This is a genomic window from Paraburkholderia fungorum (assembly GCF_046027215.1).
In the GTDB taxonomy this organism is placed as follows: domain Bacteria; phylum Pseudomonadota; class Gammaproteobacteria; order Burkholderiales; family Burkholderiaceae; genus Paraburkholderia; species Paraburkholderia fungorum_D.
The window spans coordinates 4249442-4273492 of record NZ_JAQQEN010000001.1 but is presented as its reverse complement, the minus strand read 5'-3'; the positions used below and the strand labels follow the sequence as shown (position 1 = coordinate 4273492).

Annotated in this window: 36 protein-coding genes; all 36 read left to right on the top strand. The window is 58.5% G+C overall.

The annotated features are described in order from the left end of the window. Positions 1 to 168: 168 nt before the first annotated feature. Positions 169 to 2016 (top strand): DNA helicase RecQ, encoded by a 1848-nt coding sequence (gene recQ / locus PQR27_RS19230; RefSeq protein ID WP_408525100.1) that lies wholly within the window; start codon positions 169 to 171, stop codon positions 2014 to 2016. Positions 2017 to 2227: 211 nt separating this feature from the next. Next, on the top strand, positions 2228 to 2608 hold the full coding sequence (gene rpsL, locus PQR27_RS19225; RefSeq protein ID WP_006998493.1) for a 30S ribosomal protein S12: 381 nt from the start codon (positions 2228 to 2230) through the stop codon (positions 2606 to 2608). 191 nt (positions 2609 to 2799) lie between these two features. After that, entirely contained in the window at positions 2800 to 3270 is a 471-nt protein-coding gene (rpsG, locus tag PQR27_RS19220; RefSeq protein ID WP_006053291.1) for a 30S ribosomal protein S7, read from the top strand. Positions 3271 to 3403: 133 nt separating this feature from the next. Beyond that, on the top strand, positions 3404 to 5506 hold the full coding sequence (gene fusA, locus PQR27_RS19215; protein ID WP_408525099.1) for an elongation factor G: 2103 nt from the start codon (positions 3404 to 3406) through the stop codon (positions 5504 to 5506). A 48-nt stretch (positions 5507 to 5554) separates the two neighbouring features. Then, positions 5555 to 6745 carry an elongation factor Tu gene (tuf, locus tag PQR27_RS19210; protein WP_074762375.1) on the top strand — a complete coding sequence of 397 codons (1191 nt, stop codon included), beginning with the start codon at positions 5555 to 5557 and terminating at the stop codon, positions 6743 to 6745. 126 nt (positions 6746 to 6871) lie between these two features. Beyond that, positions 6872 to 7183 carry a 30S ribosomal protein S10 gene (gene rpsJ / locus PQR27_RS19205; RefSeq protein ID WP_006998489.1) on the top strand — a complete coding sequence of 104 codons (312 nt, stop codon included), beginning with the start codon at positions 6872 to 6874 and terminating at the stop codon, positions 7181 to 7183. A gap of 201 nt (positions 7184 to 7384) precedes the next feature. Further along, positions 7385 to 8044: a 50S ribosomal protein L3 gene (rplC, locus tag PQR27_RS19200; RefSeq protein ID WP_007180137.1), complete on the top strand. Its 660-nt coding sequence runs from the start codon at positions 7385 to 7387 to the stop codon at positions 8042 to 8044. Beyond that, positions 8044 to 8664 (top strand): 50S ribosomal protein L4, encoded by a 621-nt coding sequence (gene rplD, locus PQR27_RS19195; RefSeq protein ID WP_007180136.1) that lies wholly within the window; start codon positions 8044 to 8046, stop codon positions 8662 to 8664. The genes rplC and rplD overlap by 1 nt, the downstream gene beginning before the upstream one ends. Then, positions 8661 to 8975 carry a 50S ribosomal protein L23 gene (gene rplW, locus PQR27_RS19190; protein ID WP_007180135.1) on the top strand — a complete coding sequence of 105 codons (315 nt, stop codon included), beginning with the start codon at positions 8661 to 8663 and terminating at the stop codon, positions 8973 to 8975. The genes rplD and rplW overlap by 4 nt, the downstream gene beginning before the upstream one ends. 2 nt (positions 8976 to 8977) lie before the next feature. Beyond that, the gene (gene rplB / locus PQR27_RS19185; RefSeq protein WP_408525098.1) at positions 8978 to 9805 is read left to right on the top strand and encodes a 50S ribosomal protein L2; all 828 of its coding nucleotides are present in this window, start codon (positions 8978 to 8980) and stop codon (positions 9803 to 9805) included. 10 nt (positions 9806 to 9815) lie between these two features. Beyond that, positions 9816 to 10091: a 30S ribosomal protein S19 gene (rpsS, locus tag PQR27_RS19180; protein WP_054036552.1), complete on the top strand. Its 276-nt coding sequence runs from the start codon at positions 9816 to 9818 to the stop codon at positions 10089 to 10091. 7 nt (positions 10092 to 10098) lie between these two features. Continuing rightward, positions 10099 to 10431, top strand: coding sequence for a 50S ribosomal protein L22 (gene rplV, locus PQR27_RS19175; RefSeq protein ID WP_197070230.1), 333 nt, complete (start codon positions 10099 to 10101; stop codon positions 10429 to 10431). An 11-nt stretch (positions 10432 to 10442) separates the two neighbouring features. Beyond that, the gene (gene rpsC, locus PQR27_RS19170) at positions 10443 to 11249 is read left to right on the top strand and encodes a 30S ribosomal protein S3 (protein ID WP_408525097.1); all 807 of its coding nucleotides are present in this window, start codon (positions 10443 to 10445) and stop codon (positions 11247 to 11249) included. 2 nt (positions 11250 to 11251) lie between these two features. Then, positions 11252 to 11668: a 50S ribosomal protein L16 gene (gene rplP, locus PQR27_RS19165; RefSeq protein ID WP_007180131.1), complete on the top strand. Its 417-nt coding sequence runs from the start codon at positions 11252 to 11254 to the stop codon at positions 11666 to 11668. A 10-nt stretch (positions 11669 to 11678) separates the two neighbouring features. After that, positions 11679 to 11873, top strand: coding sequence for a 50S ribosomal protein L29 (rpmC, locus tag PQR27_RS19160; protein WP_007180130.1), 195 nt, complete (start codon positions 11679 to 11681; stop codon positions 11871 to 11873). Next, positions 11870 to 12142 carry a 30S ribosomal protein S17 gene (gene rpsQ / locus PQR27_RS19155; RefSeq protein ID WP_007180129.1) on the top strand — a complete coding sequence of 91 codons (273 nt, stop codon included), beginning with the start codon at positions 11870 to 11872 and terminating at the stop codon, positions 12140 to 12142. The genes rpmC and rpsQ overlap by 4 nt, the downstream gene beginning before the upstream one ends. A 290-nt stretch (positions 12143 to 12432) precedes the next feature. Then, on the top strand, positions 12433 to 12801 hold the full coding sequence (gene rplN, locus PQR27_RS19150) for a 50S ribosomal protein L14 (protein ID WP_006052212.1): 369 nt from the start codon (positions 12433 to 12435) through the stop codon (positions 12799 to 12801). Positions 12802 to 12810: 9 nt separating this feature from the next. Further along, positions 12811 to 13119 carry a 50S ribosomal protein L24 gene (rplX, locus tag PQR27_RS19145; RefSeq protein ID WP_006052213.1) on the top strand — a complete coding sequence of 103 codons (309 nt, stop codon included), beginning with the start codon at positions 12811 to 12813 and terminating at the stop codon, positions 13117 to 13119. A gap of 17 nt (positions 13120 to 13136) precedes the next feature. After that, on the top strand, positions 13137 to 13676 hold the full coding sequence (gene rplE, locus PQR27_RS19140) for a 50S ribosomal protein L5 (protein ID WP_006052214.1): 540 nt from the start codon (positions 13137 to 13139) through the stop codon (positions 13674 to 13676). Positions 13677 to 13683: 7 nt separating this feature from the next. Then, positions 13684 to 13989 carry a 30S ribosomal protein S14 gene (gene rpsN / locus PQR27_RS19135; protein ID WP_006052215.1) on the top strand — a complete coding sequence of 102 codons (306 nt, stop codon included), beginning with the start codon at positions 13684 to 13686 and terminating at the stop codon, positions 13987 to 13989. A 14-nt stretch (positions 13990 to 14003) separates the two neighbouring features. Further along, positions 14004 to 14399, top strand: a complete 396-nt coding sequence (gene rpsH / locus PQR27_RS19130; RefSeq protein ID WP_006052216.1) for a 30S ribosomal protein S8 — start codon at positions 14004 to 14006, stop codon at positions 14397 to 14399. An 18-nt stretch (positions 14400 to 14417) separates the two neighbouring features. Next, on the top strand, positions 14418 to 14948 hold the full coding sequence (rplF, locus tag PQR27_RS19125) for a 50S ribosomal protein L6 (protein WP_028199570.1): 531 nt from the start codon (positions 14418 to 14420) through the stop codon (positions 14946 to 14948). A gap of 12 nt (positions 14949 to 14960) precedes the next feature. Next, positions 14961 to 15326, top strand: a complete 366-nt coding sequence (gene rplR / locus PQR27_RS19120; protein WP_006052218.1) for a 50S ribosomal protein L18 — start codon at positions 14961 to 14963, stop codon at positions 15324 to 15326. A gap of 14 nt (positions 15327 to 15340) precedes the next feature. Next, entirely contained in the window at positions 15341 to 15859 is a 519-nt protein-coding gene (gene rpsE, locus PQR27_RS19115; RefSeq protein WP_006052219.1) for a 30S ribosomal protein S5, read from the top strand. A gap of 10 nt (positions 15860 to 15869) precedes the next feature. Further along, on the top strand, positions 15870 to 16052 hold the full coding sequence (gene rpmD / locus PQR27_RS19110) for a 50S ribosomal protein L30 (protein WP_007180126.1): 183 nt from the start codon (positions 15870 to 15872) through the stop codon (positions 16050 to 16052). A 29-nt stretch (positions 16053 to 16081) separates the two neighbouring features. Continuing rightward, entirely contained in the window at positions 16082 to 16516 is a 435-nt protein-coding gene (rplO, locus tag PQR27_RS19105; protein WP_074281990.1) for a 50S ribosomal protein L15, read from the top strand. 46 nt (positions 16517 to 16562) lie between these two features. Further along, positions 16563 to 17909, top strand: coding sequence for a preprotein translocase subunit SecY (gene secY / locus PQR27_RS19100; protein ID WP_408525096.1), 1347 nt, complete (start codon positions 16563 to 16565; stop codon positions 17907 to 17909). A gap of 8 nt (positions 17910 to 17917) precedes the next feature. Then, on the top strand, positions 17918 to 18136 hold the full coding sequence (gene infA, locus PQR27_RS19095; protein WP_004521905.1) for a translation initiation factor IF-1: 219 nt from the start codon (positions 17918 to 17920) through the stop codon (positions 18134 to 18136). Between the two features lie 20 nt (positions 18137 to 18156). Further along, positions 18157 to 18273 carry a 50S ribosomal protein L36 gene (gene rpmJ, locus PQR27_RS19090; RefSeq protein WP_004199844.1) on the top strand — a complete coding sequence of 39 codons (117 nt, stop codon included), beginning with the start codon at positions 18157 to 18159 and terminating at the stop codon, positions 18271 to 18273. A gap of 41 nt (positions 18274 to 18314) precedes the next feature. Further along, the gene (gene rpsM / locus PQR27_RS19085; RefSeq protein WP_012434566.1) at positions 18315 to 18680 is read left to right on the top strand and encodes a 30S ribosomal protein S13; all 366 of its coding nucleotides are present in this window, start codon (positions 18315 to 18317) and stop codon (positions 18678 to 18680) included. Between the two features lie 28 nt (positions 18681 to 18708). Continuing rightward, positions 18709 to 19113: a 30S ribosomal protein S11 gene (gene rpsK, locus PQR27_RS19080; protein WP_006052224.1), complete on the top strand. Its 405-nt coding sequence runs from the start codon at positions 18709 to 18711 to the stop codon at positions 19111 to 19113. A gap of 158 nt (positions 19114 to 19271) precedes the next feature. Beyond that, positions 19272 to 19895, top strand: a complete 624-nt coding sequence (gene rpsD / locus PQR27_RS19075) for a 30S ribosomal protein S4 (RefSeq protein ID WP_105511086.1) — start codon at positions 19272 to 19274, stop codon at positions 19893 to 19895. A 124-nt stretch (positions 19896 to 20019) separates the two neighbouring features. Further along, positions 20020 to 20997, top strand: coding sequence for a DNA-directed RNA polymerase subunit alpha (locus tag PQR27_RS19070; protein WP_028199575.1), 978 nt, complete (start codon positions 20020 to 20022; stop codon positions 20995 to 20997). Between the two features lie 159 nt (positions 20998 to 21156). Further along, a complete protein-coding gene (gene rplQ / locus PQR27_RS19065; protein ID WP_006052227.1) occupies positions 21157 to 21549 on the top strand; it encodes a 50S ribosomal protein L17 in 393 nt (130 codons plus the stop codon). Positions 21550 to 21743: 194 nt separating this feature from the next. Next, positions 21744 to 22076 (top strand): divalent-cation tolerance protein CutA, encoded by a 333-nt coding sequence (gene cutA / locus PQR27_RS19060; protein WP_408525095.1) that lies wholly within the window; start codon positions 21744 to 21746, stop codon positions 22074 to 22076. Beyond that, on the top strand, positions 22069 to 23940 hold the full coding sequence (locus PQR27_RS19055) for a protein-disulfide reductase DsbD (RefSeq protein WP_408525094.1): 1872 nt from the start codon (positions 22069 to 22071) through the stop codon (positions 23938 to 23940). The genes cutA and PQR27_RS19055 overlap by 8 nt, the downstream gene beginning before the upstream one ends. Positions 23941 to 24051 lie beyond the last annotated feature (111 nt).

The window sequence follows — 24051 nt, the reverse complement described above, 5'->3', positions numbered from 1 at the left end:
GTTTCGACTGAGCGGCTTTTTTTTGTCCCACGCACCGCGCGCGCCTCACTTTTGTGCGTTTTCGTTGATTCGTCGGCCAAATAGCTAACGTTGTCGCAAAACGCGGGCGCAGCACGAATGCGTTGGTAAAATTCGTGTCACCGGCATCACGCTGCTTCTCTCGAACTCATGTCCCGTCCGCTCGAAATCCTCAACGAAGTCTTCGGCTACCCCGCGTTCAGAGGACAGCAGGGCGAAATTGTCGAGCACGTCGCCAGCGGCGGCGATTGCCTCGTGCTGATGCCGACCGGCGGCGGCAAGTCGCTGTGTTATCAGATTCCGTCGCTGGTGCGGCGCGAAGCGGGCTGCGGAGCCGGGATCGTGGTGTCCCCGCTGATCGCCTTGATGCAAGACCAGGTTGCCGCGCTAACAGAAGTCGGCGTGCGTGCCGCTTACCTGAATTCGACGTTGTCGAGTGCAGAAGCGATGGCCACTGAGCGAGCGTTGCGCGAGGGTGAGATCGATCTGCTGTATGTAGCGCCGGAACGGCTGATGACACCGCGTTTCCAGGAATTGCTCGAGCGCACCCGCATCGGCTTGTTCGCAATCGACGAGGCGCATTGCGTGTCGCAATGGGGCCATGACTTTCGGCCTGAATATATCCAGTTGTCGGTGTTGCACGAACGCTTCCCGAACGTGCCGCGCATTGCGCTCACCGCCACCGCGGATGCGATCACGCGTGATGAGATCATCCACCGCCTGGCGTTGGACGACGCACGCATCTTCGTGTCGAGTTTCGATCGGCCGAACATCCGCTACCGGATCGTAGAAAAAGACAACGCGCGCACGCAACTGCTCGACTTCATTCGAGCCGAACACTCGAAGCCAGACGGCACGACCGACGCTGGCGTGGTTTATTGCCTGTCGCGCCGCAAGGTCGAAGAAACAGCGGAGTGGCTGAAAGAGAAGGGCATGCGTGCTTTGCCGTATCACGCCGGCATGGAGTTCGAAATCCGCCAGAAACATCAGGAGATGTTTCAGCGCGAAGAAGGCATCGTGATGTGCGCGACGATCGCGTTCGGTATGGGTATCGACAAGCCGGACGTACGTTTTGTGGCGCACCTGGATTTGCCGAAGAGCGTGGAAGGGTATTACCAGGAAACGGGGCGAGCGGGCCGCGACGGCATGCCAGCCAATGCATGGATGGCATACGGTCTTGGCGACGTCGTGCAGCAGCGGAAAATGATCGAGGAGTCGGATGCCGACGACGCGCATAAACGCGTGCAGACCGGCAAGCTCGACGCGTTGCTCGGCTTGTGCGAAGCGGCCACCTGTCGCCGGGTTCGATTGCTCGCGTACTTCGGTGAAACGAGCAAACCGTGCGGCAATTGCGACAACTGTCTCGAACCGCCAGCCACATGGGACGCGACGCGCGAAGCGCAAATGGCGCTGTCCTGCGTGTTCCGTGCACAGCGGGCGAGCGGATTCAACTTCGGCGCCGGCCACTTGATCGACATCCTGCGCGGCAACCGCAGCGAGAAGGTCATGCAGCGCGGTCACGAAAAGCTGACCACTTTCGGCATCGGCGCGGCACTCGGCGAGCCGGAATGGCGCGCGGTATTCCGTCAACTCGTCGCGTTTGGCTATCTGACGGTAGACCACGAGGGATACGGTTCGCTCATGCTTACCGCGGCGGCCAAAGGCGTGCTGAAAAGCGAGCAGAACGTCACGATGCGCCGCTATGTGAAACCCACGCGCACCCGTCAGTCGTCCGGGCGTACGAGTGAGCGCGCTGACCCGACAATCGGCATGGGCCCGCGCGAGCGTGCTCGCTGGGACCGCCTACGTGCCTGGCGAACCGAGACGGCGAAAAGCGATGGCGTGCCGGCCTACGTCATCTTCCACGACGCCACTCTGGCGGAAATCGCCCGCAATGGCCCCGATTCGATTGAAGATTTGCGCGGCATTCCTGGTATGGGAGCACGCAAACTTGACCGTTTTGGCGACGAGTTGCTGGAAGTCGTCGCTGCCGATTGAGCGGCTCCAGCGGTCGGCAGGCGTGCGAAACGTCGCAACCTGTTGACTCTCTTAGCATTTTCGGAATATTATGCTAGGTTCCGGTTCTTGGAATGCCTGTGTGCGAAGTCAATTCGTGCGCTGACACCCCGGTCCGGAAGTTCGATGCGCAATCGTTTCTGCTTTGCCCGGAAACAGATGCGTCGATTTTGTTCAATTTCAGGAATAAACAATGCCAACCATCAATCAACTGGTTCGCAAAGGCCGCGCGTCGGAAACGACGAAGAGCAAGAGCCCGGCTTTGCAGGACTGCCCCCAGCGTCGCGGCGTGTGCACCCGTGTGTACACCACGACGCCGAAGAAGCCTAACTCGGCACTGCGTAAGGTTGCCAAGGTTCGTCTGACGAACGGCTTCGAAGTTATTTCGTACATCGGTGGTGAAGGCCACAACCTGCAGGAACACTCGGTCGTGCTGATTCGCGGCGGCCGTGTTAAGGACTTGCCGGGTGTGCGTTACCACATGGTTCGTGGTTCGCTGGATACCCAGGGCGTCAAGGATCGCAAGCAGGCTCGCTCGAAGTACGGTGCGAAGCGTGCAAAAGCAGGCAAATAAGCTGGCAAGTAATTAGCCGGTGAAGTATTTCAGGTCGCCTGCAAAGGCGGTAATAGCGGTGGTGCCGGAATCGCCGGCGCTGTCGAGTAAGTGGTCACCCGACCAGGCTGGTAAGTCGTTAGAGATGAATCGGGTTAGTTGGTGACCGCGGGGCTGAAAACAGCTCCAACTGAAAAAGTAAAGGAAGAAACATGCCGCGTCGTCGCGAAGTCCCCAAGCGGGAAGTGTTGCCGGATCCGAAGTTCGGTAACGTAGATGTAGCCAAGTTCATGAACGTACTGATGCTCTCCGGCAAGAAGTCGGTTGCTGAGCGTATCGTGTACGGCGCTTTCGAACAGATCCAGACCAAGGGTGGCAAGGACCCGCTGGAAGTGTTCACGGTAGCGCTCAACAACGTCAAGCCGGTGGTCGAAGTTAAGAGCCGCCGCGTTGGTGGTGCGAACTATCAGGTTCCGGTCGAAGTGCGTCCGTCGCGTCGTATGGCATTGGCGATGCGTTGGTTGCGTGAAGCCGCGAAGAAGCGCAGCGAGAAGTCGATGGCCCTGCGTCTGGCAGGTGAACTCTCCGAAGCGGCCGAAGGCCGTGGCGGTGCGATGAAGAAGCGCGATGAAGTTCACCGGATGGCAGAAGCCAACAAGGCGTTCTCGCACTTCCGTTTCTAAGCTTCCCGAACCCGGGTTTAGCAGAAAAAGCGGAAAGAAATTCCGGGCGGGTGCGCTTACAAAGCGCCTCGCCCGTTTGTGTTACAGCGCGATGGGTATTTCTCGCATCGCGTTATCCCAATAGAGGATCAAAGTGGCTCGCAAGACACCTATCGAGCGCTACCGTAACATCGGTATCAGCGCTCACATCGACGCCGGCAAAACGACGACGACCGAGCGCATCCTGTTCTACACCGGCGTGAATCACAAGATTGGTGAAGTTCACGACGGCGCTGCAACCATGGACTGGATGGAGCAGGAGCAGGAACGCGGCATCACGATCACGTCCGCTGCTACCACGGCGTTCTGGAAGGGCATGGCCGGCGACCGCGCTGAGCATCGCATCAACATCATCGACACCCCGGGCCACGTTGACTTCACGATTGAAGTTGAGCGCTCGATGCGCGTGCTCGACGGTGCATGCATGGTGTACTGCGCAGTGGGCGGCGTGCAGCCGCAGTCGGAAACCGTGTGGCGTCAGGCCAACAAGTACAAGGTTCCCCGTCTCGCGTTCATCAACAAGATGGATCGTACCGGCGCGAACTTCTTCAAGGTCTACGACCAGCTCAAGTTGCGTCTGAAGGCAAACCCGGTTCCGGTCGTGGTGCCTATCGGTGCTGAAGAAACGTTCACGGGCGTGGTCGATCTGCTGAAGATGAAAGCGATCATTTGGGACGAGGCGTCCCAAGGTACGAAGTTTTCGTACGAAGACATCCCGGCTGAACTCGTCGACACGTGCAACGAATGGCGCGAGAAGATGATCGAAGCTGCAGCTGAGTCGACCGAAGACCTGATGAACAAGTACCTCGAGTCGGGCGAACTGACGGAAGCGGAAATCATCAAGGGTCTGCGCGACCGTACGATCGCTTGCGAAATCCAGCCGATGCTGTGCGGCACCGCATTCAAGAACAAGGGCGTGCAGCGCATGCTGGACGCTGTGCTCGACTTCCTGCCGTCGCCGATCGACATTCCGCCGGTTACGGGTGAACTCGAAAACGGAGAAAAGGCTGAGCGCCGTGCGGCTGACGACGAGAAGTTCTCGTCCCTCGCATTCAAGATCATGACCGACCCGTTTGTCGGCCAACTGATCTTCTTCCGTGTGTACTCGGGTACGACGAAGTCGGGCGACACGCTGCTGAACGCGACCAAGGACAAGAAGGAACGTCTCGGTCGTATTCTGCTGATGCACGCAAACCAGCGTGAAGAAATCAAGGAAGTGCACGCAGGCGACATCGCTGCTGCCGTTGGCCTGAAAGACGCGACCACGGGCGACACGTTGTGCGATCCGCTGCACCCGATCGTGCTCGAACGCATGATTTTCCCGGAACCGGTGATTTCGCAGGCTGTTGAGCCGAAGACGAAGCCCGACCAGGAAAAGATGGGTCTGGCTCTGAACCGTCTGGCTCAGGAAGATCCGTCGTTCCGCGTTCAAACGGACGAAGAGTCGGGTCAAACCATTATTTCGGGTATGGGCGAGCTCCACCTGGAAATTCTGGTCGACCGGATGAAGCGTGAATTCGGCGTCGAAGCAACCGTCGGCAAGCCGCAAGTGGCGTATCGTGAAACGATCCGCGGCAAGGCGGAAGACGTTGACGGTAAGTTCGTCAAGCAGTCGGGTGGTCGCGGCCAGTATGGTCACGCGGTCATCACGCTCGAGCCGAATGAGCAGGGCAAGGGCTACGAATTCCTGGACGAAATCAAGGGCGGTGTGATTCCGCGTGAATACATCCCGGCAGTCGACAAGGGTATCCAGGAAACGCTGAAGGCTGGCGTGCTGGCGGGCTTCCCGGTCGTTGACGTGAAGGTTCACCTGACGTTCGGTTCGTACCACGATGTTGACTCGAACGAAAACGCGTTCCGCATGGCCGGTTCGATGGCGTTCAAGGAAGCAATGCGCAAGGCTCAGCCGGTCATCCTCGAACCGATGATGGCTGTTGAAGTCGAAACGCCGGAAGACTACATGGGCAACGTGATGGGCGACCTGTCGGGCCGTCGCGGTATTGTTCAGGGCATGGAAGACATGATTGGTGGCGGCAAGATCGTTCGCGCCGAAGTCCCGCTGTCGGAAATGTTCGGCTACTCGACGTCGCTGCGTTCGCTGAGCCAAGGTCGTGCAACGTACACGATGGAGTTCAAGCACTACTCCGAAGCACCGCGCAACGTGTCTGAAGCGATCATCAACGCGAAGTCGAAGTAAGCGCGCGGCAAAGTCATTCAACGATTAACTTATTGAAAGAAGAGAAACATGGCTAAAGGTAAATTCGAACGGACCAAGCCGCACGTGAACGTCGGCACGATCGGTCACGTTGACCACGGCAAGACCACGCTGACGGCAGCGATCACGACGGTGCTGACCAAGAAGTTTGGCGGCGAAGCAAAGGCATACGACCAGATCGACGCGGCGCCGGAAGAAAAGGCGCGCGGCATCACGATCAACACGGCGCACGTCGAGTACGAAACGGCTAACCGCCACTACGCACACGTGGACTGCCCGGGCCACGCTGACTATGTGAAGAACATGATCACGGGCGCAGCGCAGATGGACGGCGCGATCCTGGTGTGCTCGGCAGCAGACGGCCCGATGCCGCAAACGCGTGAGCACATCCTGCTGGCGCGTCAGGTTGGCGTTCCGTACATCATCGTGTTCCTGAACAAGTGCGACATGGTGGACGACGCTGAGCTGCTGGAGCTGGTCGAGATGGAAGTTCGCGAACTTCTGTCGAAGTACGACTTCCCGGGCGACGACACGCCGATCATCAAGGGTTCGGCCAAGCTGGCGCTGGAAGGCGACGCAGGCGAGCTGGGCGAAGTGGCGATCATGAATCTGGCCGACGCGCTGGACACGTACATCCCGACGCCGGAGCGCGCAGTTGACGGTGCGTTCCTGATGCCGGTGGAAGACGTGTTCTCGATCTCGGGTCGTGGCACGGTGGTGACGGGTCGCGTTGAGCGCGGCATCGTGAAGGTCGGCGAAGAAATCGAAATCGTGGGTATCAAGCCGACGGTGAAGACGACCTGCACGGGCGTGGAAATGTTCCGCAAGCTGCTCGACCAGGGTCAGGCAGGCGACAACGTGGGTATCCTGCTGCGCGGCACGAAGCGTGAAGACGTGGAGCGCGGCCAGGTTCTGGCGAAGCCGGGTTCGATCAACCCGCACACGCACTTCACGGCTGAAGTGTACGTGCTGAGCAAGGACGAAGGCGGCCGCCACACGCCGTTCTTCAACAACTATCGTCCGCAGTTCTACTTCCGTACGACGGACGTGACGGGCTCGATCGAGTTGCCGAAGGACAAGGAAATGGTCATGCCGGGCGACAACGTGTCGATCACGGTGAAGCTGATCAACCCGATCGCGATGGAAGAAGGTCTGCGTTTTGCAATCCGCGAAGGCGGCCGTACCGTCGGCGCAGGTGTGGTTGCCAAGATTCTCGAGTAAAATCGAGGATTGAAGTCGCAGTAAGTAGTGCCCGGGGCCGGGCACTGGCACTCAGCAGGTGCCCGGCTCTACGTTCTTTTACTATCTGGCGGCGCAATACCGCCTCGTTCTTTCCAAGGAATTGTCATGCAGAACCAGAAAATCCGCATTCGCCTGAAGGCTTTCGACTATCGCCTGATCGACCAATCGGCAGCTGAAATCGTCGACACGGCAAAGCGGACTGGCGCAATCGTTCGTGGTCCGGTGCCCCTGCCGACCCGCATCCAACGTTTCGACATCCTGCGTTCGCCGCACGTCAACAAGACGTCGCGCGATCAACTCGAAATCCGTACGCACCAACGCCTGATGGACATCGTCGATCCGACGGACAAGACCGTTGACGCACTGATGAAGCTGGACTTGCCGGCTGGCGTGGACGTGGAAATCAAGCTGCAATAAGGCTTCCAGAGGTTGTCCGAAGTGTCGGGCAACGCTAAGTCATTGATTGCTTGCGAAAAACGAAAAGCCTCGCTATAATGCAAGGCTTTTCGCGCATTGGCGCAAAAAAGTCGGTGTGCTGCAGCATGAATTCATGCCTGAAACGGCACCGGCATTTTGTAAATTAGCCCCGACCAATCGCAGTTGGGAATGGAGAAAACGATGAGCCTTGGACTCGTAGGTCGCAAGGTTGGCATGACCCGTATCTTCACGGCAGAAGGGGATTCGATTCCCGTTACCGTGCTGGACGTGTCCGACAACCGCGTGACGCAGATCAAGACTGTTGAAACCGACGGCTACACAGCCGTGCAGGTTGCATTCGGTACGCGCCGTGCATCGCGTGTGACGAAGCCGTTGGCCGGTCATCTCGCCAAAGCCGGTGTTCAAGCCGGTGAAATCCTCAAAGAATTCCAGATCGATGCTGCCAAGGCTGCCGAGTTGTCGAACGGCACCGTGGTCGGTCCGGATCTGTTCGAAGTAGGCCAGAAGGTCGACGTGCAAGGCGTGTCGATCGGTAAGGGCTACGCCGGTACCATCAAGCGTTACAACTTCGCATCCGGCCGTGCATCGCATGGTAACTCGCGCTCGCACAACGTGCCGGGCTCGATCGGTATGGCGCAGGATCCGGGTCGTGTTTTCCCGGGTAAGCGCATGACCGGTCACATGGGTGACGATACGGTAACCGTGCAAAACCTCGAAATCGCTCGTATCGACGCTGACCGCAAGCTGTTGCTGGTCAAGGGCGCCGTTCCGGGTGCGAAGGGTGGCAAGGTATTCGTTACGCCGGCCGTGAAGACGCGTGCCGTGAAAGGAGCGAAATAATGGAACTTAAGCTCCTGAATGCCAATGGTCAGGAAGGTGCAGGCGTTAGCGCGTCGGACGTCGTGTTCGGCCGCGATTACAACGAAGCCCTGATTCACCAAGTGGTAGTGGCGTATCAAGCGAATGCCCGTAGCGGTAACCGCGCGCAGAAGGACCGTGAGCAAGTCAAGCACACGACCAAGAAGCCGTGGCGCCAGAAGGGTACGGGCCGCGCCCGTGCCGGTATGTCGTCGAGCCCGTTGTGGCGCGGCGGTGGCCGGATCTTCCCGAATTCGCCGGAAGAAAACTTTTCGCACAAGGTTAACAAGAAGATGCATCGCGCAGGTCTCTGCTCGATCTTCTCGCAGCTGGCCCGCGAAGGCCGCATCTCGGTGGTCGACGAGCTGACGCTCGAAGCGCCGAAGACTAAGCTGCTGGCCGAAAAATTCAAGGCGATGGGTCTCGACTCCGTGCTGGTGATTACCGACACGGTTGACGAAAACCTGTACCTCGCGTCGCGCAACCTCGCCCATGTGGCAGTTGTCGAACCGCGTTACGCCGACCCGCTGTCGCTGATCTACTTCAAGAAGATCCTGATCACGAAGGCTGCGGTCGCCCAGATCGAGGAGTTGCTGTCATGAGCGAGATTCGCAAGAACGATCATCGTTTGATGCAGGTCCTGCTCGCGCCGGTGATCTCCGAAAAGGCGACGCTGGTGGCCGACAAGAACGAGCAAGTTGTGTTCGAAGTCGCGCCCGATGCCACGAAGCAGGAAGTGAAAGCTGCAGTCGAGCTGCTGTTCAAGGTGGAAGTCAATTCCGTCAACGTGCTGGTCTCGAAGGGCAAAGCCAAGCGCTTTGGTCGCTTCATGGGCAAGCGCAAGGACGTGAAGAAGGCGTACGTCTGCCTGAAGCCCGGCCAGGAAATCAACTTTGAAGCGGAGGCCAAGTAATCATGGCAATCGTTAAAGTTAAGCCGACTTCGCCGGGTCGCCGTGCGATGGTCAAGGTGGTCAACAAGGATCTGCATAAGGGCAAGCCGTTCGCACCGCTGCTCGATTCGCAATCCTCGACCGCCGGCCGTAACAACAACGGCCACATCACCACGCGTCATAAGGGTGGTGGTCACAAGCATCATTACCGTGTCGTCGATTTCCGTCGCAACAAGGACGGCATTGCGGCTAAGGTCGAACGTCTTGAGTACGATCCGAACCGTAGCGCGAACATCGCGCTGGTTCTGTACGCAGACGGCGAGCGCAAGTACATCATCGCTCCGAAGGGTGTGACGGTTGGCCAGCAACTAATGTCGGGTTCGGAAGCTCCGATCCGCGCAGGTAACGCGCTGCCGATTCGCAACATTCCGGTCGGTACGACGATCCACTGCATCGAAATGCTGCCGGGCAAGGGCGCGCAAATGGCGCGTTCGGCTGGTACGTCGGCGATGTTGCTGGCTCGTGAAGGCATCTACGCACAGGTCCGCCTGCGCTCGGGTGAAATCCGCCGCGTTCACGTTGAATGCCGCGCGACGATTGGTGAAGTTGGCAACGAAGAGCATAGCCTCCGTCAAATCGGTAAGGCTGGCGCGAATCGCTGGCGCGGTATCCGCCCGACGGTGCGTGGCGTTGCAATGAACCCGGTCGATCACCCGCACGGCGGTGGTGAAGGCAAGACGGCTGCAGGTCGCGATCCGGTGAGCCCGTGGGGCACGCCTGCTAAGGGTTATCGCACCCGCAGCAACAAGCGCACGACGAGCATGATCGTCCAGCGCCGTCACAAGCGTTAAGGAGTAGGCAATGGCACGTTCTGTAAAAAAAGGTCCGTTCTGCGACGCCCATTTGCTGAAGAAAGTTGAGTCGGCAGCCGCTGCGCGTGACAAGAAGCCGATCAAAACCTGGTCGCGTCGTTCGACAATTCTGCCGGATTTCATCGGTCTGACGATTGCTGTGCATAACGGCCGTCAACACGTCCCGGTGTACATCTCGGAAAACATGGTCGGCCACAAGCTTGGCGAGTTTGCATTGACCCGGACGTTCAAGGGTCACGCAGCCGACAAGAAGGCTAAGAAATAAGGGGCTCATGATGGAAGTGAAAGCAATTCATCGCGGTGCCCGCATCTCGGCGCAGAAAACGCGCCTTGTGGCTGACCAGATCCGCGGTTTGCCGGTCGACAAGGCGTTGAACGTTCTGACGTTCTCGCCGAAGAAGGCTGCGGGAATCGTGAAAAAGGTCGTGCTGTCGGCGATCGCGAATGCGGAGCATAACGAAGGCGCCGATATCGACGAGCTCAAGGTAACGAGCATCATGGTCGACAAGGCTGCCTCGCTCAAGCGTTTTACCGCGCGCGCTAAAGGCCGTGGTAACCGCATCGAGAAGCAATCCTGTCACATCACTGTGACGGTCGGGAATTAAGGGGTCATACGATGGGACAGAAAATTCATCCGACTGGCTTCCGTTTGGCCGTCAGCCGCAATTGGGCGTCGCGTTGGTACGCGAACAACAACAATTTCGCGGCGATGTTGCAGGAAGACATCGGTGTTCGTGAATACCTGAAGAAGAAGCTGAAAAACGCTTCGGTTGGTCGCGTCGTTATCGAGCGTCCGGCGAAAAACGCGCGCATCACGATTTATAGCTCGCGTCCGGGTGTGGTTATCGGTAAGAAGGGCGAGGATATCGAGCTGCTGAAGTCGGAACTGCAACGCCGTATGGGCGTTCCGGTCCACGTCAACATCGAAGAAATCCGCAAGCCGGAAACCGATGCGCAACTGATCGCGGACTCGATCACGCAACAACTCGAGCGCCGGATTATGTTCCGCCGCGCGATGAAGCGTGCGATGCAAAACGCAATGCGTCTGGGTGCTCAAGGCATCAAGATCATGAGCGCTGGCCGCCTGAACGGTATCGAAATCGCTCGTACGGAATGGTATCGCGAAGGTCGCGTGCCCCTTCATACGCTGCGTGCTGATATCGACTACGCAACGTCGGAAGCGAAGACGACGTACGGCATCATCGGCGTGAAGGTGTGGGTCTATAAGGGCGACACGCTCGGCCGCAACGACGCACCGGTGGTTGAAGAAGCCGCTGAAGAAAAGCGTCCGCGCCGCAACGCACGTCCGGGTGGCGATCGCCGTCCGCGTCGCGATGGTGAAGGTGGTGGCCCGGCAGGTGCACGCCGTGGCGCTCCTCGTCGTGCTGGCGGTGCCGGCGGCGACGGGAAGACTGGAGAATAACGATGCTGCAACCGAAACGCAGAAAGTATCGCAAAGAGCAGAAGGGTCGTAACACCGGTATCGCTACCCGCGGCAACGCGGTGTCGTTCGGTGAGTTCGGCCTGAAGGCTATCGGTCGTGGTCGTCTGACCGCGCGCCAGATTGAAGCGGCACGTCGTGCAATGACGCGTCACATCAAGCGTGGTGGCCGCATCTGGATCCGCATCTTCCCGGACAAGCCGATCTCGCACAAGCCGGCTGAAGTACGGATGGGTAACGGTAAAGGTAACCCTGAGTACTACGTCGCAGAGATTCAACCGGGCAAGATGCTGTACGAAATGGACGGCGTAACCGAAGAGCTGGCACGCGAAGCGTTCCGTCTGGCTGCAGCTAAGCTGCCGCTCAAGACGACGTTTATCGTGCGTCAGCTCGGCGCCTAAGGAGCAAATGATGAAGGCTTCCGAACTTCACCAGAAAGATCAGGCCGCGCTCAACAAGGAGCTGTCGGACCTGTTGAAGGCGCAATTCGGCCTGCGCATGCAACTCGCGACCCAGCAGCTCACGAACACGAGCCAGCTGAAGAAGGTTCGTCGCGACATCGCGCGTGTGCGGACCGTCCTGACTGAGAAGGCGAACCAGAAATGAACGATAGCGTAAAAACCTCGCTCAAGCGGACGCTGGTCGGCAAGGTCGTCAGCAACAAGATGGACAAGACGGTCACCGTGCTGGTCGAGCACCGCGTGAAGCACCCGATCTACGGCAAGTACGTTGTGCGTTCGAAGAAGTATCACGCGCACGACGATGCGAACACGTACAACGAGGGTGACCTCGTTGAAATCCAGGAAACGCGTCCGATTTCGAAGACGAAAGCTTGGGTTGTTGCTCGCCTGGTCGAGGCTGCTCGCGTCATCTGACGCCGCAAAGTTGTAGAAGTAATTGAAATCGCAGTAGGTTTCGCTTGCAAGACCGAGATTATTTGTTATAATCTCGGTCTTCCCTCTTTTATGGGAGCCCCGTCGCGGGCGAAGTTGGTGGGGGAAGCGGTTCAGGCGCCAGTCTGTTCCGAAGGATTCACCGGATTGCGATGGCGGGTTTCGTTTGCCGTCGCTGCTGTTCATACCCAAGCAGCCGATTGGCTGACGGGACCAAGACTGACCGGGTACGCCATGGTGGTGTGACCGGATTAAGTTGGGATAGATAAACCATGATCCAGACCGAAACTCGGCTTGAAGTGGCCGACAACACCGGTGCGCGTGAAGTCATGTGCATCAAGGTTCTCGGCGGCTCGAAGCGTCGTTATGCCAGCATTGGCGACATCATCAAGGTGACCGTCAAAGAAGCAACGCCGCGCGGGCGCGTGAAGAAAGGCGAAATTTATAACGCCGTGGTGGTTCGTACCGCCAAGGGCGTGCGCCGTCAAGACGGCTCGCTGATCAAGTTCGATGGCAATGCTGCAGTGTTGTTAAATGCCAAGCTCGAACCTATTGGCACCCGTATTTTCGGGCCTGTCACGCGCGAGTTGCGCAGCGAACGATTCATGAAGATCGTTTCGTTGGCACCGGAAGTGCTGTAAGGAGTCGCGATGAACAAGATTCGCAAAGGTGACGAAGTTATCGTCATCACCGGCAAAGATAAAGGCAAGCGCGGCGTCGTGCTGTCCGTTGGCGAAGGCAAAGTGATTGTCGAGGGCATTAACCTCGTCAAGAAACACGTCAAGCCGAACCCGATGAAGGGTACGACGGGCGGTGTTGAAGCCAAGACGATGCCGCTGCAAATTTCGAACGTCGCATTGGTCGACGCGAATGGCAAGGCGTCGCGTGTAGGCATCAAGGTCGAAGGAGACAAGAAAGTCCGTTTCCTTAAGACGACCGGTGCCGAGCTGAGCGCCTGACGCTGCGGAGTAAAAAAATGGCTCGTTTGCAAGAGTTTTACAAAGAAAAGGTTGTACCCGGCCTCATCGAGAAGTTCGGTTACAAGTCCGTGATGGAAGTGCCGCGCATCACCAAGATCACCCTGAACATGGGCCTTGGCGAAGCGGTTGCTGACAAGAAGATCATCGAAAACGCCGTTGGCGACCTGACGAAGATCGCAGGCCAGAAGCCGGTGATCACGAAGGCACGCAAGGCAATCGCTGGCTTCAAGATCCGTCAGGGCTATCCGATCGGTGCAATGGTCACGTTGCGTGGTCAGGCAATGTACGAATTTCTGGACCGTTTCGTGACGGTCGCGCTCCCCCGTGTGCGTGACTTCCGTGGCGTGTCGGGTCGTGCGTTCGATGGTCGCGGCAACTACAACATCGGTGTGAAAGAGCAGATCATTTTCCCCGAAATCGACTACGACAAGATCGACGCACTGCGTGGGCTGAACATCAGCATCACGACGACTGCGAAGACCGACGACGAAGCAAAGGCTCTGCTCGCCAGCTTCAAGTTCCCGTTCAGAAACTGAGGTTACCGTGGCTAAACTGGCACTGATCGAACGTGAAAAGAAGCGTGCTCGCCTGGCCGCTAAGTACGCTCCCAAGCGTGCTGAGCTGAAAGCGATCATTGGCGATATGAGCAAGTCGGACGAAGAGCATTACGCAGCACGTCTGGAACTGCAACAACTGCCGCGCAACTCTAACCCGACCCGTAAGCGCAATCGTTGTGCAATTACCGGTCGCCCGCGTGGCACGTTCCGTAAATTCGGGCTGGCGCGTAACAAGATTCGCGAAATCGCGTTCCGCGGCGAGATCCCTGGCCTGACCAAGGCGAGCTGGTAATAGGAGAAACGTAAATGAGCATGAGTGATCCTATCGCCGATATGCTGACTCGCATCCGCAATGCGCAGATGGTTGAGAAAGTTTCGGTGACAATGCCCTCGTCGAAAGTCAAGGTTGCGATTGCGCAGGTCCTGAAGGACGAAGGCTATATCGATGATTTCGCAGTGAAGTCCGAAGGTGCGAAGTCTGAATTGAACATCGTGTTGAAGTACTACGCTGGCCGTCCGGTGATCGAGCGCATTGAACGCGTTTCGAAGCCTGGTCTGCGTGTGTACCGCGGCCGTAACGACATCCCCGTGGTCATGAATGGCCTCGGCGTGGCAATCGTGTCGACGCCGAAGGGCGTGATGACGGACCGCAAGGCGCGTGCAACGGGCGTTGGCGGCGAAGTCATCTGCTACGTCGCTTAAGGCCGAAAGGAGAGAAACATGTCTCGAGTAGGTAAAAGCCCGATCGCGCTGCAAGGCGCAGAAGTGGCCCTGAGCGACGAACGCATTACCGTCAAGGGCCCGCTGGGTACGATTTCGCAGGCTGCAAACAGCCTCGTGAAGGTGGTGAACGACAACGGCACGCTGAAGTTCGAGCCGGTTGACGAAAGCCGCGAAGCGAATGCGATGTCGGGCACGATGCGCGCACTGGTTGCGAACATGGTGAACGGCGTGACGAAGGGTTTCGAGCGCAAGCTGACGCTGGTTGGCGTCGGTTACCGCGCACAGGCGCAAGGCGACAAGCTGAACCTGTCGCTGGGTTTCTCGCACCCCGTGGTGCACCAGATGCCGGAAGGCGTCAAGGCTGAAACCCCGACGCAAACCGAAATCGTGATCAAGGGGATCAATAAGCAACAAGTTGGCCAAGTCGCTGCAGAAGTGCGCGGCTATCGCCCGCCGGAGCCCTACAAGGGCAAGGGTGTGCGTTACGCCAATGAGGTTGTGATCCTCAAAGAAACGAAGAAGAAGTAAGGGTGCGCAATCATGGATAAGACTCAATCTCGCCTGCGCCGCGCTCGTCAGACGCGTATCAAGATCGCTGAGCTGCAGGTCGCGCGTCTCGCCGTGCATCGCACGAACACGCACATCTATGCGCAAGTGTTCTCGCCGTGCGGCACCAAGGTGCTTGCCAGCGCGTCGACGCTCGAAGCCGAAGTGCGTGCGCAACTGGCTGATCAGACGGGCAAGGGCGGAAACGTCGCTGCTGCGACCCTGATCGGTAAGCGCATTGCAGAAAAGGCTAAGGCTGCCGGCATCGAATCCGTCGCCTTCGACCGTTCGGGTTTCCGTTACCACGGCCGCGTGAAAGCGCTGGCTGATGCGGCGCGCGAAGCCGGACTCAAGTTCTAAGGGAAGAATTCGTCATGGCAAAGATGCAAGCGAAAGTTCAGGCTGACGAACGCGACGACGGCCTGCGCGAAAAGATGATTTCGGTCAACCGCGTGACCAAGGTTGTGAAGGGCGGCCGGATTCTCGGTTTTGCCGCACTGACCGTGGTTGGTGACGGTGATGGCCGCGTCGGTATGGGCAAGGGCAAGGCGAAGGAAGTGCCGGTCGCTGTTCAGAAGGCGATGGAACAGGCTCGCCGCAACATGTTCAAGGTGCCGCTTAAGAACGGTACCCTGCAACACGAAGTGCACGGTAAGCATGGCGCATCGATGGTCCTCCTCGCTCCGGCGAAAGACGGTACCGGTGTGATCGCTGGCGGCCCGATGCGCGCAGTGTTCGACGTGATGGGCGTGCAGAACGTTGTGGCCAAGAGCCACGGTTCGACGAACCCGTATAACCTCGTTCGTGCAACGCTCGACGGTCTGCGTAAGCAGTCGACGCCGGGTGATATCGCGGCGAAGCGCGGCAAGTCCGTCGAAGATATTCTGGGCTAAGGTGGACACCATGTCTGATAAAACTGTCAAGGTCCAGCTCGTCAAGAGCCTGATCGGCACCCGTGAAACGCACCGTGCAACGGTGCGTGGCTTGGGCCTGCGCCGACTCAACTCGGTTAGCGAGTTGCAGGACACGCCGGCTGTGCGCGGCATGATCAACAAGGTTTCGTACCTCGTTAAGGTCATCAGCTAAGCGGCTGACCAGGACTCAAGGAGTTGATAATGGAATTGAATAACCTGAAGCCGGCTGAAGGCTCGAAGCACGCTAAGCGTCGCGTCGGCCGTGGCATCGGCTCCGGTCTGGGCAAGACGGCTGGCCGCGGTCACAAGGGTCAGAAGTCGCGTTCGGGCGGCTTTCACAAGGTCGGCTTCGAAGGCGGTCAAATGCCGCTGCAACGTCGCCTGCCGAAGCGTGGCTTCACCTCGCTGACGAAGGAATTTGTCGGTGAAGTGCGTCTCTCTGATCTGGAAAAGCTGCCGGTCGACGAAATCGATCTGTTGGCTCTGAAGCAAGCCGGCCTGCTCGGCGAGCTGATCAAGAGCGCCAAGATCATCGCGACGGGCGAGCTGAAGCGCAAGGTCGTTGTGAAGGGTCTGGGTGCGACGAAGGGTGCGCGCGCTGCTATCGAAGCAGCCGGCGGCTCTTTTGCCGAGTAACGCGCAAGTTATTTGCCGTCACTAGCATTTGCATCGGAGAAGGTACTTGGCTAACAGTCCGAGTCTCGCAAAACCCGGTCGCAGCGCGGCGAAGTTTGGCGATCTGCGTCGGCGTGCAGTATTCCTGCTGCTGGCGTTGATCGTCTACCGTATCGGCGCGCACATTCCGGTGCCGGGTATTGACCCGGACCAGCTGGCAAAGTTGTTTCAAAGCCAGTCGGGCGGCATCCTTGGCATGTTCAACATGTTCTCGGGTGGTGCACTTTCGCGGTTCACGATTTTTGCGCTGGGGATCATGCCGTACATTTCGGCGTCGATCATCATGCAGTTGCTGGCGATTGTCTCGCCGCAGCTGGAAGCGCTGAAAAAGGAAGGACAGGCGGGTCAACGGAAGATTACGCAGTACACGCGTATCTTTACGGTCCTGCTGGCGACGTTTCAGGCGTTCGGCATTGCCGTCGCAATGGAAAATCAGCCAGGCCTGGTGATCGATCCGGGAATGGTATTTCGGCTGACGACGGTCGTGACGCTGGTGACCGGCACGATGTTCCTGATGTGGCTGGGTGAGCAGATCACGGAACGCGGGCTTGGCAACGGTATCTCGATCATCATTTTCGGTGGTATTGCGGCGGGCCTCCCGAACGCAGTCGGTGGTCTTTTCGAACTGGTGCGAACCGGCTCGATGAGCATCATCTCGGCGATTATCGTGGTCGCGCTGATTGCCGCTGTGACGTATCTGGTTGTGTTCATTGAACGCGGCCAACGCAAGATTCTTGTGAACTACGCCAAGCGGCAGGTCGGTAACAAGATTTACGGCGGACAGTCTTCACATCTGCCGCTGAAGTTGAATATGTCGGGTGTGATTCCGCCGATCTTTGCATCGTCGATCATTCTCTTCCCGGCAACCATCCTGAACTGGTTTAGTTCGGGGTCGCGTGCCAGCTGGTTCGCAGACACGTTGCACAACGTGGCCGAAGCCCTTAAGCCCGGTCAACCCGTGTACGTGTTGCTGTACGCGTTGGCGATCGTCTTCTTCTGCTTCTTCTACACCGCACTGGTGTTCAACAGCAGAGAAACGGCCGACAACCTGAAGAAGAGTGGCGCTTTCGTCCCAGGCATCCGCCCGGGCGATCAAACCGCGCGATACATCGACCGCATCCTGACGCGTCTGACGCTGGCTGGTGCGATCTACATCGTGTTTGTTTGTTTGCTGCCTGAATTTTTGGTACTGCGCTGGAACGTGCCGTTTTATTTTGGTGGAACGTCGCTGCTGATCATTGTCGTCGTCACAATGGATTTCATGGCGCAGGTGCAGTCGTACGTTATGTCGCAACAGTATGAATCGCTGCTGAAGAAAGCTAATTTCAAAGGCGGCGGCGTCCCGATGCGTTGAAAGGACTTATGGCCAAAGACGATGTTATCCAGATGCAGGGTGAAGTCATCGAAAACCTGCCTAACGCTACCTTTAGGGTGAAGCTGGAAAACGGCCATGTCGTATTGGGACACATATCCGGCAAGATGCGGATGCACTACATCCGAATCTTGCCGGGCGACAAGGTAACGGTTGAATTGACGCCTTACGATCTGTCGCGTGCGCGGATCGTGTTCCGGGCGAAGTGATTTGAAAAAAGGGTAATATCATGAAAGTGATGGCATCGGTTAAGCGCATTTGCCGCAATTGCAAGATCATCAAGCGCAAAGGCGTTGTGCGCGTGATTTGCAGCTCTGATCCGCGCCACAAACAGCGTCAAGGCTGAACGCCGCGCTTTTTGCTGCGCTTTTTGTTTGAGGAAAAACAATGGCTCGTATCGCAGGGGTTAACATCCCGAATCACCAGCATACCGAAATCGGCCTGACGGCTATTTACGGTGTCGGCCGCACGCGCTCGCGCGACATCTGCGTCGCTGCTGGTGTGGCATTTTCGAAGAAGGTCAAAGACCTGAACGACGCAGACCTCGAAAAGCTGCGTGAAGAAGTCGGCAAGTTCATCGTTGAAGGCGATCTGCGCCGTGAAACGACGATGAACATCAAGCGCCTGATGGATCTCGGCTGCTACCGTGGCGTGCGTCATCGCAAGGGCTTGCCCCTGCGTGGCCAACGCACGCGTACGAATGCCCGTACGCGCAAGGGTCCGCGTCGTGCAGCGCAATCGCTGAAGAAGTAAGCGGAACTGACAGTTACAGGAAAACGTAATGGCTAAGGCTTCGAACAACTCCGCGGCGCAACGCGTTCGCAAGAAGGTCAAGAAGAACGTCGCCGAGGGCGTGGTTCACGTTCACGCGTCGTTCAACAACACCATCATCACGATCACCGATCGTCAAGGCAATGCACTTGCCTGGGCAACGTCGGGTGGCCAGGGCTTCAAGGGTTCGCGTAAATCGACCCCGTTTGCAGCCCAGGTGGCAGCCGAATCGGCTGGCCGAGTGGCGATGGAATACGGCGTGAAGAACCTCGAAGTGCGTATCAAGGGCCCCGGTCCTGGCCGCGAATCGGCGGTGCGCGCGTTGCATGGTCTTGGCATCAAGATCACCGCGATCTCCGACGTGACCCCGGTCCCGCACAACGGCTGCCGTCCGCCGAAGCGTCGTCGTATCTAAGACGCTGTTTTCGCTAGCGCCTGTTGGCCGCCGGATTGATAGTTCGGCGACGACAGGCTGCTTGCGCTATTGAATTGACTAAGCCCACCGTTCGACCCAAAGGGTTCGGACTAGCGCGAATGTACGCATTCGTGTGATTAATCATAGAAGGAATCAACGTGGCACGTTATATCGGCCCTAAGGCCAAGCTGTCCCGCCGTGAAGGCACTGACCTCTTCCTGAAGAGCGCCCGTCGTTCGCTCGCTGACAAGTGCAAGCTTGACAGCAAGCCCGGCCAGCATGGCCGCACGTCGGGTGCACGTACGTCCGACTACGGCACGCAGCTGCGCGAAAAGCAAAAAGTGAAGCGCATCTATGGTGTCCTCGAGCGTCAATTCCGCCGTTACTTCGCCGAAGCCGACCGCCTGAAGGGCAACACGGGTGAAAACCTGCTGCAACTGCTCGAATCGCGTCTGGACAACGTCGTGTATCGCATGGGTTTCGGTTCGACGCGCGCTGAAGCGCGTCAGCTCGTGAGCCACAAGGCGATCACGGTGAACGGCGTTGTGTCGAACATCCCGTCGATGCAAGTTAAGGCGGGCGACATCGTCGCAGTGCGCGAACAGAAAAAGAAGCAGGCGCGTATTCTCGAAGCACTGTCGCTGGCTGAGCAAGGCGGTCTGCCGAGCTGGGTCGCTGTCGATTCGAAGAAGTTCGAAGGCACGTTCAAGTCGAAGCCGGAACGCAGCGACATCGCTGGCGATATCAACGAAAGCCTGATCGTCGAATTGTATTCGCGGTAATCGGATTAATGGCCGGGGCACCCCGATTGCGTTGCGCAAGGGGGCGTCTCGGCTGTTTATTTTCAGGTTGTTACCGGTCAGCCTTATCGGTGTAACGAGCCGAGGGTATTGAAAAGGAAAACCTATGCAAACCAGTTTGTTGAAGCCCAAGATCATCGCTGTTGAATCGCTTGGTGAGAGCCATGCGAAAGTGGTTATGGAACCGTTTGAACGCGGTTACGGCCACACCTTGGGTAACGCGCTTCGGCGTGTGCTGCTGTCGTCAATGGTGGGCTACGCGCCGACCGAAGTGACGATCGCAGGCGTCGTGCATGAATATTCGACGCTCGACGGTGTGCAAGAGGATGTGGTTAACCTGTTGTTGAACCTGAAGGGCGTGGTGTTCAAGCTGCATAACCGTGACGAAGTGACGGTTACACTGCGCAAGGAAGGCGAAGGCGTTGTCACCGCTGGTGACATCGAACTCGCGCATGATTGCGAAGTGATCAACCCGGATCACGTGATTGCGCATCTGTCGAAGGGCGGCAAGCTCGACGTGCAGATCAAGGTCGAAAAAGGCCGCGGCTATGTGCCGGGTAACGTGCGTCGTTATGGCGAAGAGTCGGCCAAGATCATCGGCCGTATCGTGCTGGACGCGTCGTTCTCGCCGGTTCGCCGCGTGAGCTACGCCGTTGAAAGCGCGCGCGTCGAACAGCGTACCGACCTCGACAAGCTCGTGATGAACATCGAAACCAACGGTGTGATTTCGCCGGAAGAAGCGATCCGTCAATCGGCGCGTATTCTGGTTGATCAACTGTCGGTGTTCGCTGCACTGGAAGGCACCGAAGCAACGGCGGAAGCACCGTCGCGTGCGCCGCAGATCGATCCGATCCTGCTGCGTCCGGTTGATGATCTCGAACTGACGGTTCGTTCCGCGAACTGCCTGAAGGCCGAGAACATTTACTACATCGGCGATCTGATCCAGCGTACGGAAAACGAGTTGCTCAAGACCCCGAATCTGGGTCGCAAGTCGTTGAACGAAATCAAGGAAGTACTGGCGTCGCGTGGTTTGACGCTCGGCATGAAACTCGAAAACTGGCCGCCGGCTGGTCTCGACAAGTAATCCCGGGACAGAACCCGCCGCTGAACTGGCAAAGACGCGGATTTTCCTTTAGAATCCGCGTCTTGTCTTTTTTCACTACCGGCCCGTGCACTCGCTACTGTTGTGTAGATTGAGCGCGATAGAAGAGCTGGACCAAAACTTTGAATCAAAGGAATTAACATGCGTCACCGTCATGGTCTGCGGAAACTGAACCGCACGAGCAGCCACCGTCTGGCAATGCTCCGTAATATGTCCAACTCGTTGATCGAGCACGAAGTCATCAAGACCACGCTGCCGAAGGCGAAAGAACTCCGTAAAGTTGTCGAGCCCCTGATCACGCTCGGCAAGAAGCCGTCGCTGGCAAATCGTCGTCTGGCGTTCAACCGCCTGCGCGATCGTGACTCGGTCACGAAGCTGTTCGAAGTGCTGGGCCCGCGTTACGCTACCCGTCCGGGCGGCTACCTGCGCGTCCTGAAATTCGGTTTCCGCGTCGGCGACAACGCACCGATGGCACTGGTCGAATTGCTCGATCGTCCGGAAGTCGAAGAAGTTGAAGTGCAAGAAGCTGAGTAAGCTTCTTGGCATCGGCGAAAAAGCCAGGCGTTGAGCCTGGCTTTTTTGTTTTTGGCGGCCGTGGCCGCGAACGGCATGCGCCGCGGCAATTCATCGCGGCCAAATGCCGCAGTCTGGCCGTGGCCGCGCCTGCGGCACCTCGGGGCCTGGTGGTAGGATAACGGCACCCGAAATATGCCTCGCTGGAGCCTTCTGTGAGCGTGAATGTGATTTTGATTCTGACGACGGCGCCCGACGCTGCCGTTGCTCAAAAGCTCGCAGCCGACGCGCTCGCTGCGCGGCTATGCGCGTGCGTCACACAGCTAGGCGCCGTGCAGTCCAGCTACCACTGGCAGGGCGCAATCGAATCGGCGCAGGAAATCCAGCTGCTGTTTAAAACGAGTGCCGCGCGTGCGCTGGAGCTCGAACAGTACATTCAGGCGCACCATCCCTACGACACGCCAGAAATCCTCTCATGGCAGGCGACGGCGTCCGCCGCTTACGGCCAATGGATCACTGCTGAAACACAACGTCCTCTACATGTTTAACGGTCTCAACCGGCGCGCCCACCATACGTTGCGCGCAGTTTTCTTCCTGCTGGGCTGTCTGATCCTCTTCCAGTTCAGTACGCTTGCGCGCGCCGCGGATGACTTCCTCGATCCCGCCGCGGCCTTCAAATTCAGTGCGACCGAGAAGCCCGGCGAAGTCGACGTCACCTACAAGATAGCGGACGGTTACTACATGTATCGCGAGCGCTTTGCGTTCGCGACCCGCAATGGCACGACGACGGTCGGTGAGCCGCAATTGCCGGCGGGACACATCAAATTCGATCAAACGTTCAACAAGAACGTCGAGACTTATCGCAACGAATTGACGATCCGCATCCCGGTCAAGCAGGCTGCAGGTCCTTTCGACCTGGCGGTGACTTCACAGGGCTGTGCGGATGCAGGCATCTGCTATCCGCCAATGGAGCGCGTGTACCGCGTGAGTGGCGCGGCGTTGCAGCCGGCGGGGAGCGCAGCGAATACCGCTTCGAGGCAGTCGTCCATCGCCGCGGACACGCCGTGGTATGAGCGAGCCACCAGCGCTGACTATGCGCAATCGTTGCTCCAGGGTGGCGGCTTCTTCGCGATTATCGGGCTCTATTTCGTGGCGGGCATCGTGCTCAGCCTGCTGCCGTGTTCGTATCCGATGATTCCGATCCTGTCGGCGATCATCATTGGCGAAGGCGCGCGCGTGACGCGTGCTCGAGGGTTTGCGTTGTCGTTTGCCTATGTAATTGGTATGGCGCTGGTTTACACAGCGCTCGGGATCGCCGCCGCGTTGGTCGGGCAGAGCCTCGGCGCGTGGCTGCAGAACCCGTGGGTGTTAGGCGCGTTCGGCGTCCTGCTGACCATCTTTGCCCTGACCCTGATCGCAGGCTTTGACATTGCGCTGCCGCAGCGCTGGCAGGACGGTGTTTCGCGTGCGTCGACCGGGCGCTCGGGCGGTAAGTTTGCGGCGGTGGCGGTGATGGGCGCGCTGTCCGCGCTGGTTGTCGGCGCCTGCATGACGGCGCCGCTTTTTGCCGTTCTGGCGTTCATTGCACACACGGGCGATGCGCTGCTCGGGGGCGCCGCGCTGTTTTCGATGGGGCTGGGCCTCGGCGTGCCGCTTCTGATCATCGGCCTTGGCGCTGGCACCTTCCTGCCGCGCGCGGGTGGCTGGATGGACAGCGTCAAGGTCTTTTTCGGCGTGGTGCTGCTTGCGGCGGCTCTGTGGATTGTCTGGCCGGTGCTCGGCGCGAGCGCCGTGATGCTGCTGAGCGCACTGTGGCTGCTGGTCGCCGCTGCCGCTCTCGGGCTGTTTTCGGCCCCTGCCGCAGGCGCTTCCATCTGGCGTGGGCTCGGTCGCGGCATTGGCGTGGCGCTGGCCATGTGGGCCGCGGTGCTGTTAGTCGGACTGGCCGCCGGGTCGACCGATCCGCTTCGCCCGCTTGCTGTGCTCGCGGCGCGTGGCGGCGAAGCGGCGGTGGCGAATGCTTCGCGCGCGCCGAATACGTCGCCGGAGAGCGCTCTCACGTTCGCACCCGTTCGCTCATCGAATGAACTTGACCAGGCCGTCAAAACGGCTGCACAACCGGCCATGCTCGATTTCTACGCGGACTGGTGCGTCAGCTGCAAGGAGATGGAGAAGTTCACCTTCAGCGATCCACGTGTCCAGGCGAAACTGAAGCAGATGAACCTGCTGCGCGCGGACGTGACCGCGAATAATCCCGACGATCAGACGCTGCTCAAGCGTTTCAGCCTGTTCGGACCGCCCGGCATCATCTTCTTCGACCGTGGCGGCAACGAAGTGCTGCGCGTCGTCGGTTACGAGTCCGCGGATAAGTTCTTGCGCAGCCTCGATCGCGCGAACGCGCCTGGGGCGTAAGCGGGAGCCAGTTCGCAGTCCGAGGCGGGCAAAAAAAACGGAGGCGCGACCAGCAGGCCCGCCTCCGTTTCTCTTTCCGTTTCCAGCCTGGCGTCGCCTCGCAAGGCAAGC

Excerpts from the sequence above, each read along its gene's own strand:
- recQ (WP_408525100.1), top strand. The coding sequence starts at position 169 with ATGTCCCGTCCGCTCGAAATCCTCAACGAAGTCTTCGGCTACCCCGCG.
- rpsL (WP_006998493.1), top strand. The coding sequence starts at position 2,228 with ATGCCAACCATCAATCAACTGGTTCGCAAAGGCCGCGCGTCGGAAACG.
- rpsG (WP_006053291.1), top strand. The coding sequence starts at position 2,800 with ATGCCGCGTCGTCGCGAAGTCCCCAAGCGGGAAGTGTTGCCGGATCCG.
- tuf (WP_074762375.1), top strand. The coding sequence starts at position 5,555 with ATGGCTAAAGGTAAATTCGAACGGACCAAGCCGCACGTGAACGTCGGC.
- rpsJ (WP_006998489.1), top strand. The coding sequence starts at position 6,872 with ATGCAGAACCAGAAAATCCGCATTCGCCTGAAGGCTTTCGACTATCGC.
- rplC (WP_007180137.1), top strand. The coding sequence starts at position 7,385 with ATGAGCCTTGGACTCGTAGGTCGCAAGGTTGGCATGACCCGTATCTTC.
- rplD (WP_007180136.1), top strand. The coding sequence starts at position 8,044 with ATGGAACTTAAGCTCCTGAATGCCAATGGTCAGGAAGGTGCAGGCGTT.
- rplW (WP_007180135.1), top strand. The coding sequence starts at position 8,661 with ATGAGCGAGATTCGCAAGAACGATCATCGTTTGATGCAGGTCCTGCTC.
- rplB (WP_408525098.1), top strand. The coding sequence starts at position 8,978 with ATGGCAATCGTTAAAGTTAAGCCGACTTCGCCGGGTCGCCGTGCGATG.
- rpsS (WP_054036552.1), top strand. The coding sequence starts at position 9,816 with ATGGCACGTTCTGTAAAAAAAGGTCCGTTCTGCGACGCCCATTTGCTG.
- rplV (WP_197070230.1), top strand. The coding sequence starts at position 10,099 with ATGATGGAAGTGAAAGCAATTCATCGCGGTGCCCGCATCTCGGCGCAG.
- rpsC (WP_408525097.1), top strand. The coding sequence starts at position 10,443 with ATGGGACAGAAAATTCATCCGACTGGCTTCCGTTTGGCCGTCAGCCGC.
- rplP (WP_007180131.1), top strand. The coding sequence starts at position 11,252 with ATGCTGCAACCGAAACGCAGAAAGTATCGCAAAGAGCAGAAGGGTCGT.
- rpmC (WP_007180130.1), top strand. The coding sequence starts at position 11,679 with ATGAAGGCTTCCGAACTTCACCAGAAAGATCAGGCCGCGCTCAACAAG.
- rpsQ (WP_007180129.1), top strand. The coding sequence starts at position 11,870 with ATGAACGATAGCGTAAAAACCTCGCTCAAGCGGACGCTGGTCGGCAAG.
- rplN (WP_006052212.1), top strand. The coding sequence starts at position 12,433 with ATGATCCAGACCGAAACTCGGCTTGAAGTGGCCGACAACACCGGTGCG.
- rplX (WP_006052213.1), top strand. The coding sequence starts at position 12,811 with ATGAACAAGATTCGCAAAGGTGACGAAGTTATCGTCATCACCGGCAAA.
- rplE (WP_006052214.1), top strand. The coding sequence starts at position 13,137 with ATGGCTCGTTTGCAAGAGTTTTACAAAGAAAAGGTTGTACCCGGCCTC.
- rpsH (WP_006052216.1), top strand. The coding sequence starts at position 14,004 with ATGAGCATGAGTGATCCTATCGCCGATATGCTGACTCGCATCCGCAAT.
- rplF (WP_028199570.1), top strand. The coding sequence starts at position 14,418 with ATGTCTCGAGTAGGTAAAAGCCCGATCGCGCTGCAAGGCGCAGAAGTG.
- rplR (WP_006052218.1), top strand. The coding sequence starts at position 14,961 with ATGGATAAGACTCAATCTCGCCTGCGCCGCGCTCGTCAGACGCGTATC.
- rpsE (WP_006052219.1), top strand. The coding sequence starts at position 15,341 with ATGGCAAAGATGCAAGCGAAAGTTCAGGCTGACGAACGCGACGACGGC.
- rpmD (WP_007180126.1), top strand. The coding sequence starts at position 15,870 with ATGTCTGATAAAACTGTCAAGGTCCAGCTCGTCAAGAGCCTGATCGGC.
- rplO (WP_074281990.1), top strand. The coding sequence starts at position 16,082 with ATGGAATTGAATAACCTGAAGCCGGCTGAAGGCTCGAAGCACGCTAAG.
- infA (WP_004521905.1), top strand. The coding sequence starts at position 17,918 with ATGGCCAAAGACGATGTTATCCAGATGCAGGGTGAAGTCATCGAAAAC.
- rpmJ (WP_004199844.1), top strand. The coding sequence starts at position 18,157 with ATGAAAGTGATGGCATCGGTTAAGCGCATTTGCCGCAATTGCAAGATC.
- rpsM (WP_012434566.1), top strand. The coding sequence starts at position 18,315 with ATGGCTCGTATCGCAGGGGTTAACATCCCGAATCACCAGCATACCGAA.
- rpsK (WP_006052224.1), top strand. The coding sequence starts at position 18,709 with ATGGCTAAGGCTTCGAACAACTCCGCGGCGCAACGCGTTCGCAAGAAG.
- PQR27_RS19070 (WP_028199575.1), top strand. The coding sequence starts at position 20,020 with ATGCAAACCAGTTTGTTGAAGCCCAAGATCATCGCTGTTGAATCGCTT.
- rplQ (WP_006052227.1), top strand. The coding sequence starts at position 21,157 with ATGCGTCACCGTCATGGTCTGCGGAAACTGAACCGCACGAGCAGCCAC.
- PQR27_RS19055 (WP_408525094.1), top strand. The coding sequence starts at position 22,069 with ATGTTTAACGGTCTCAACCGGCGCGCCCACCATACGTTGCGCGCAGTT.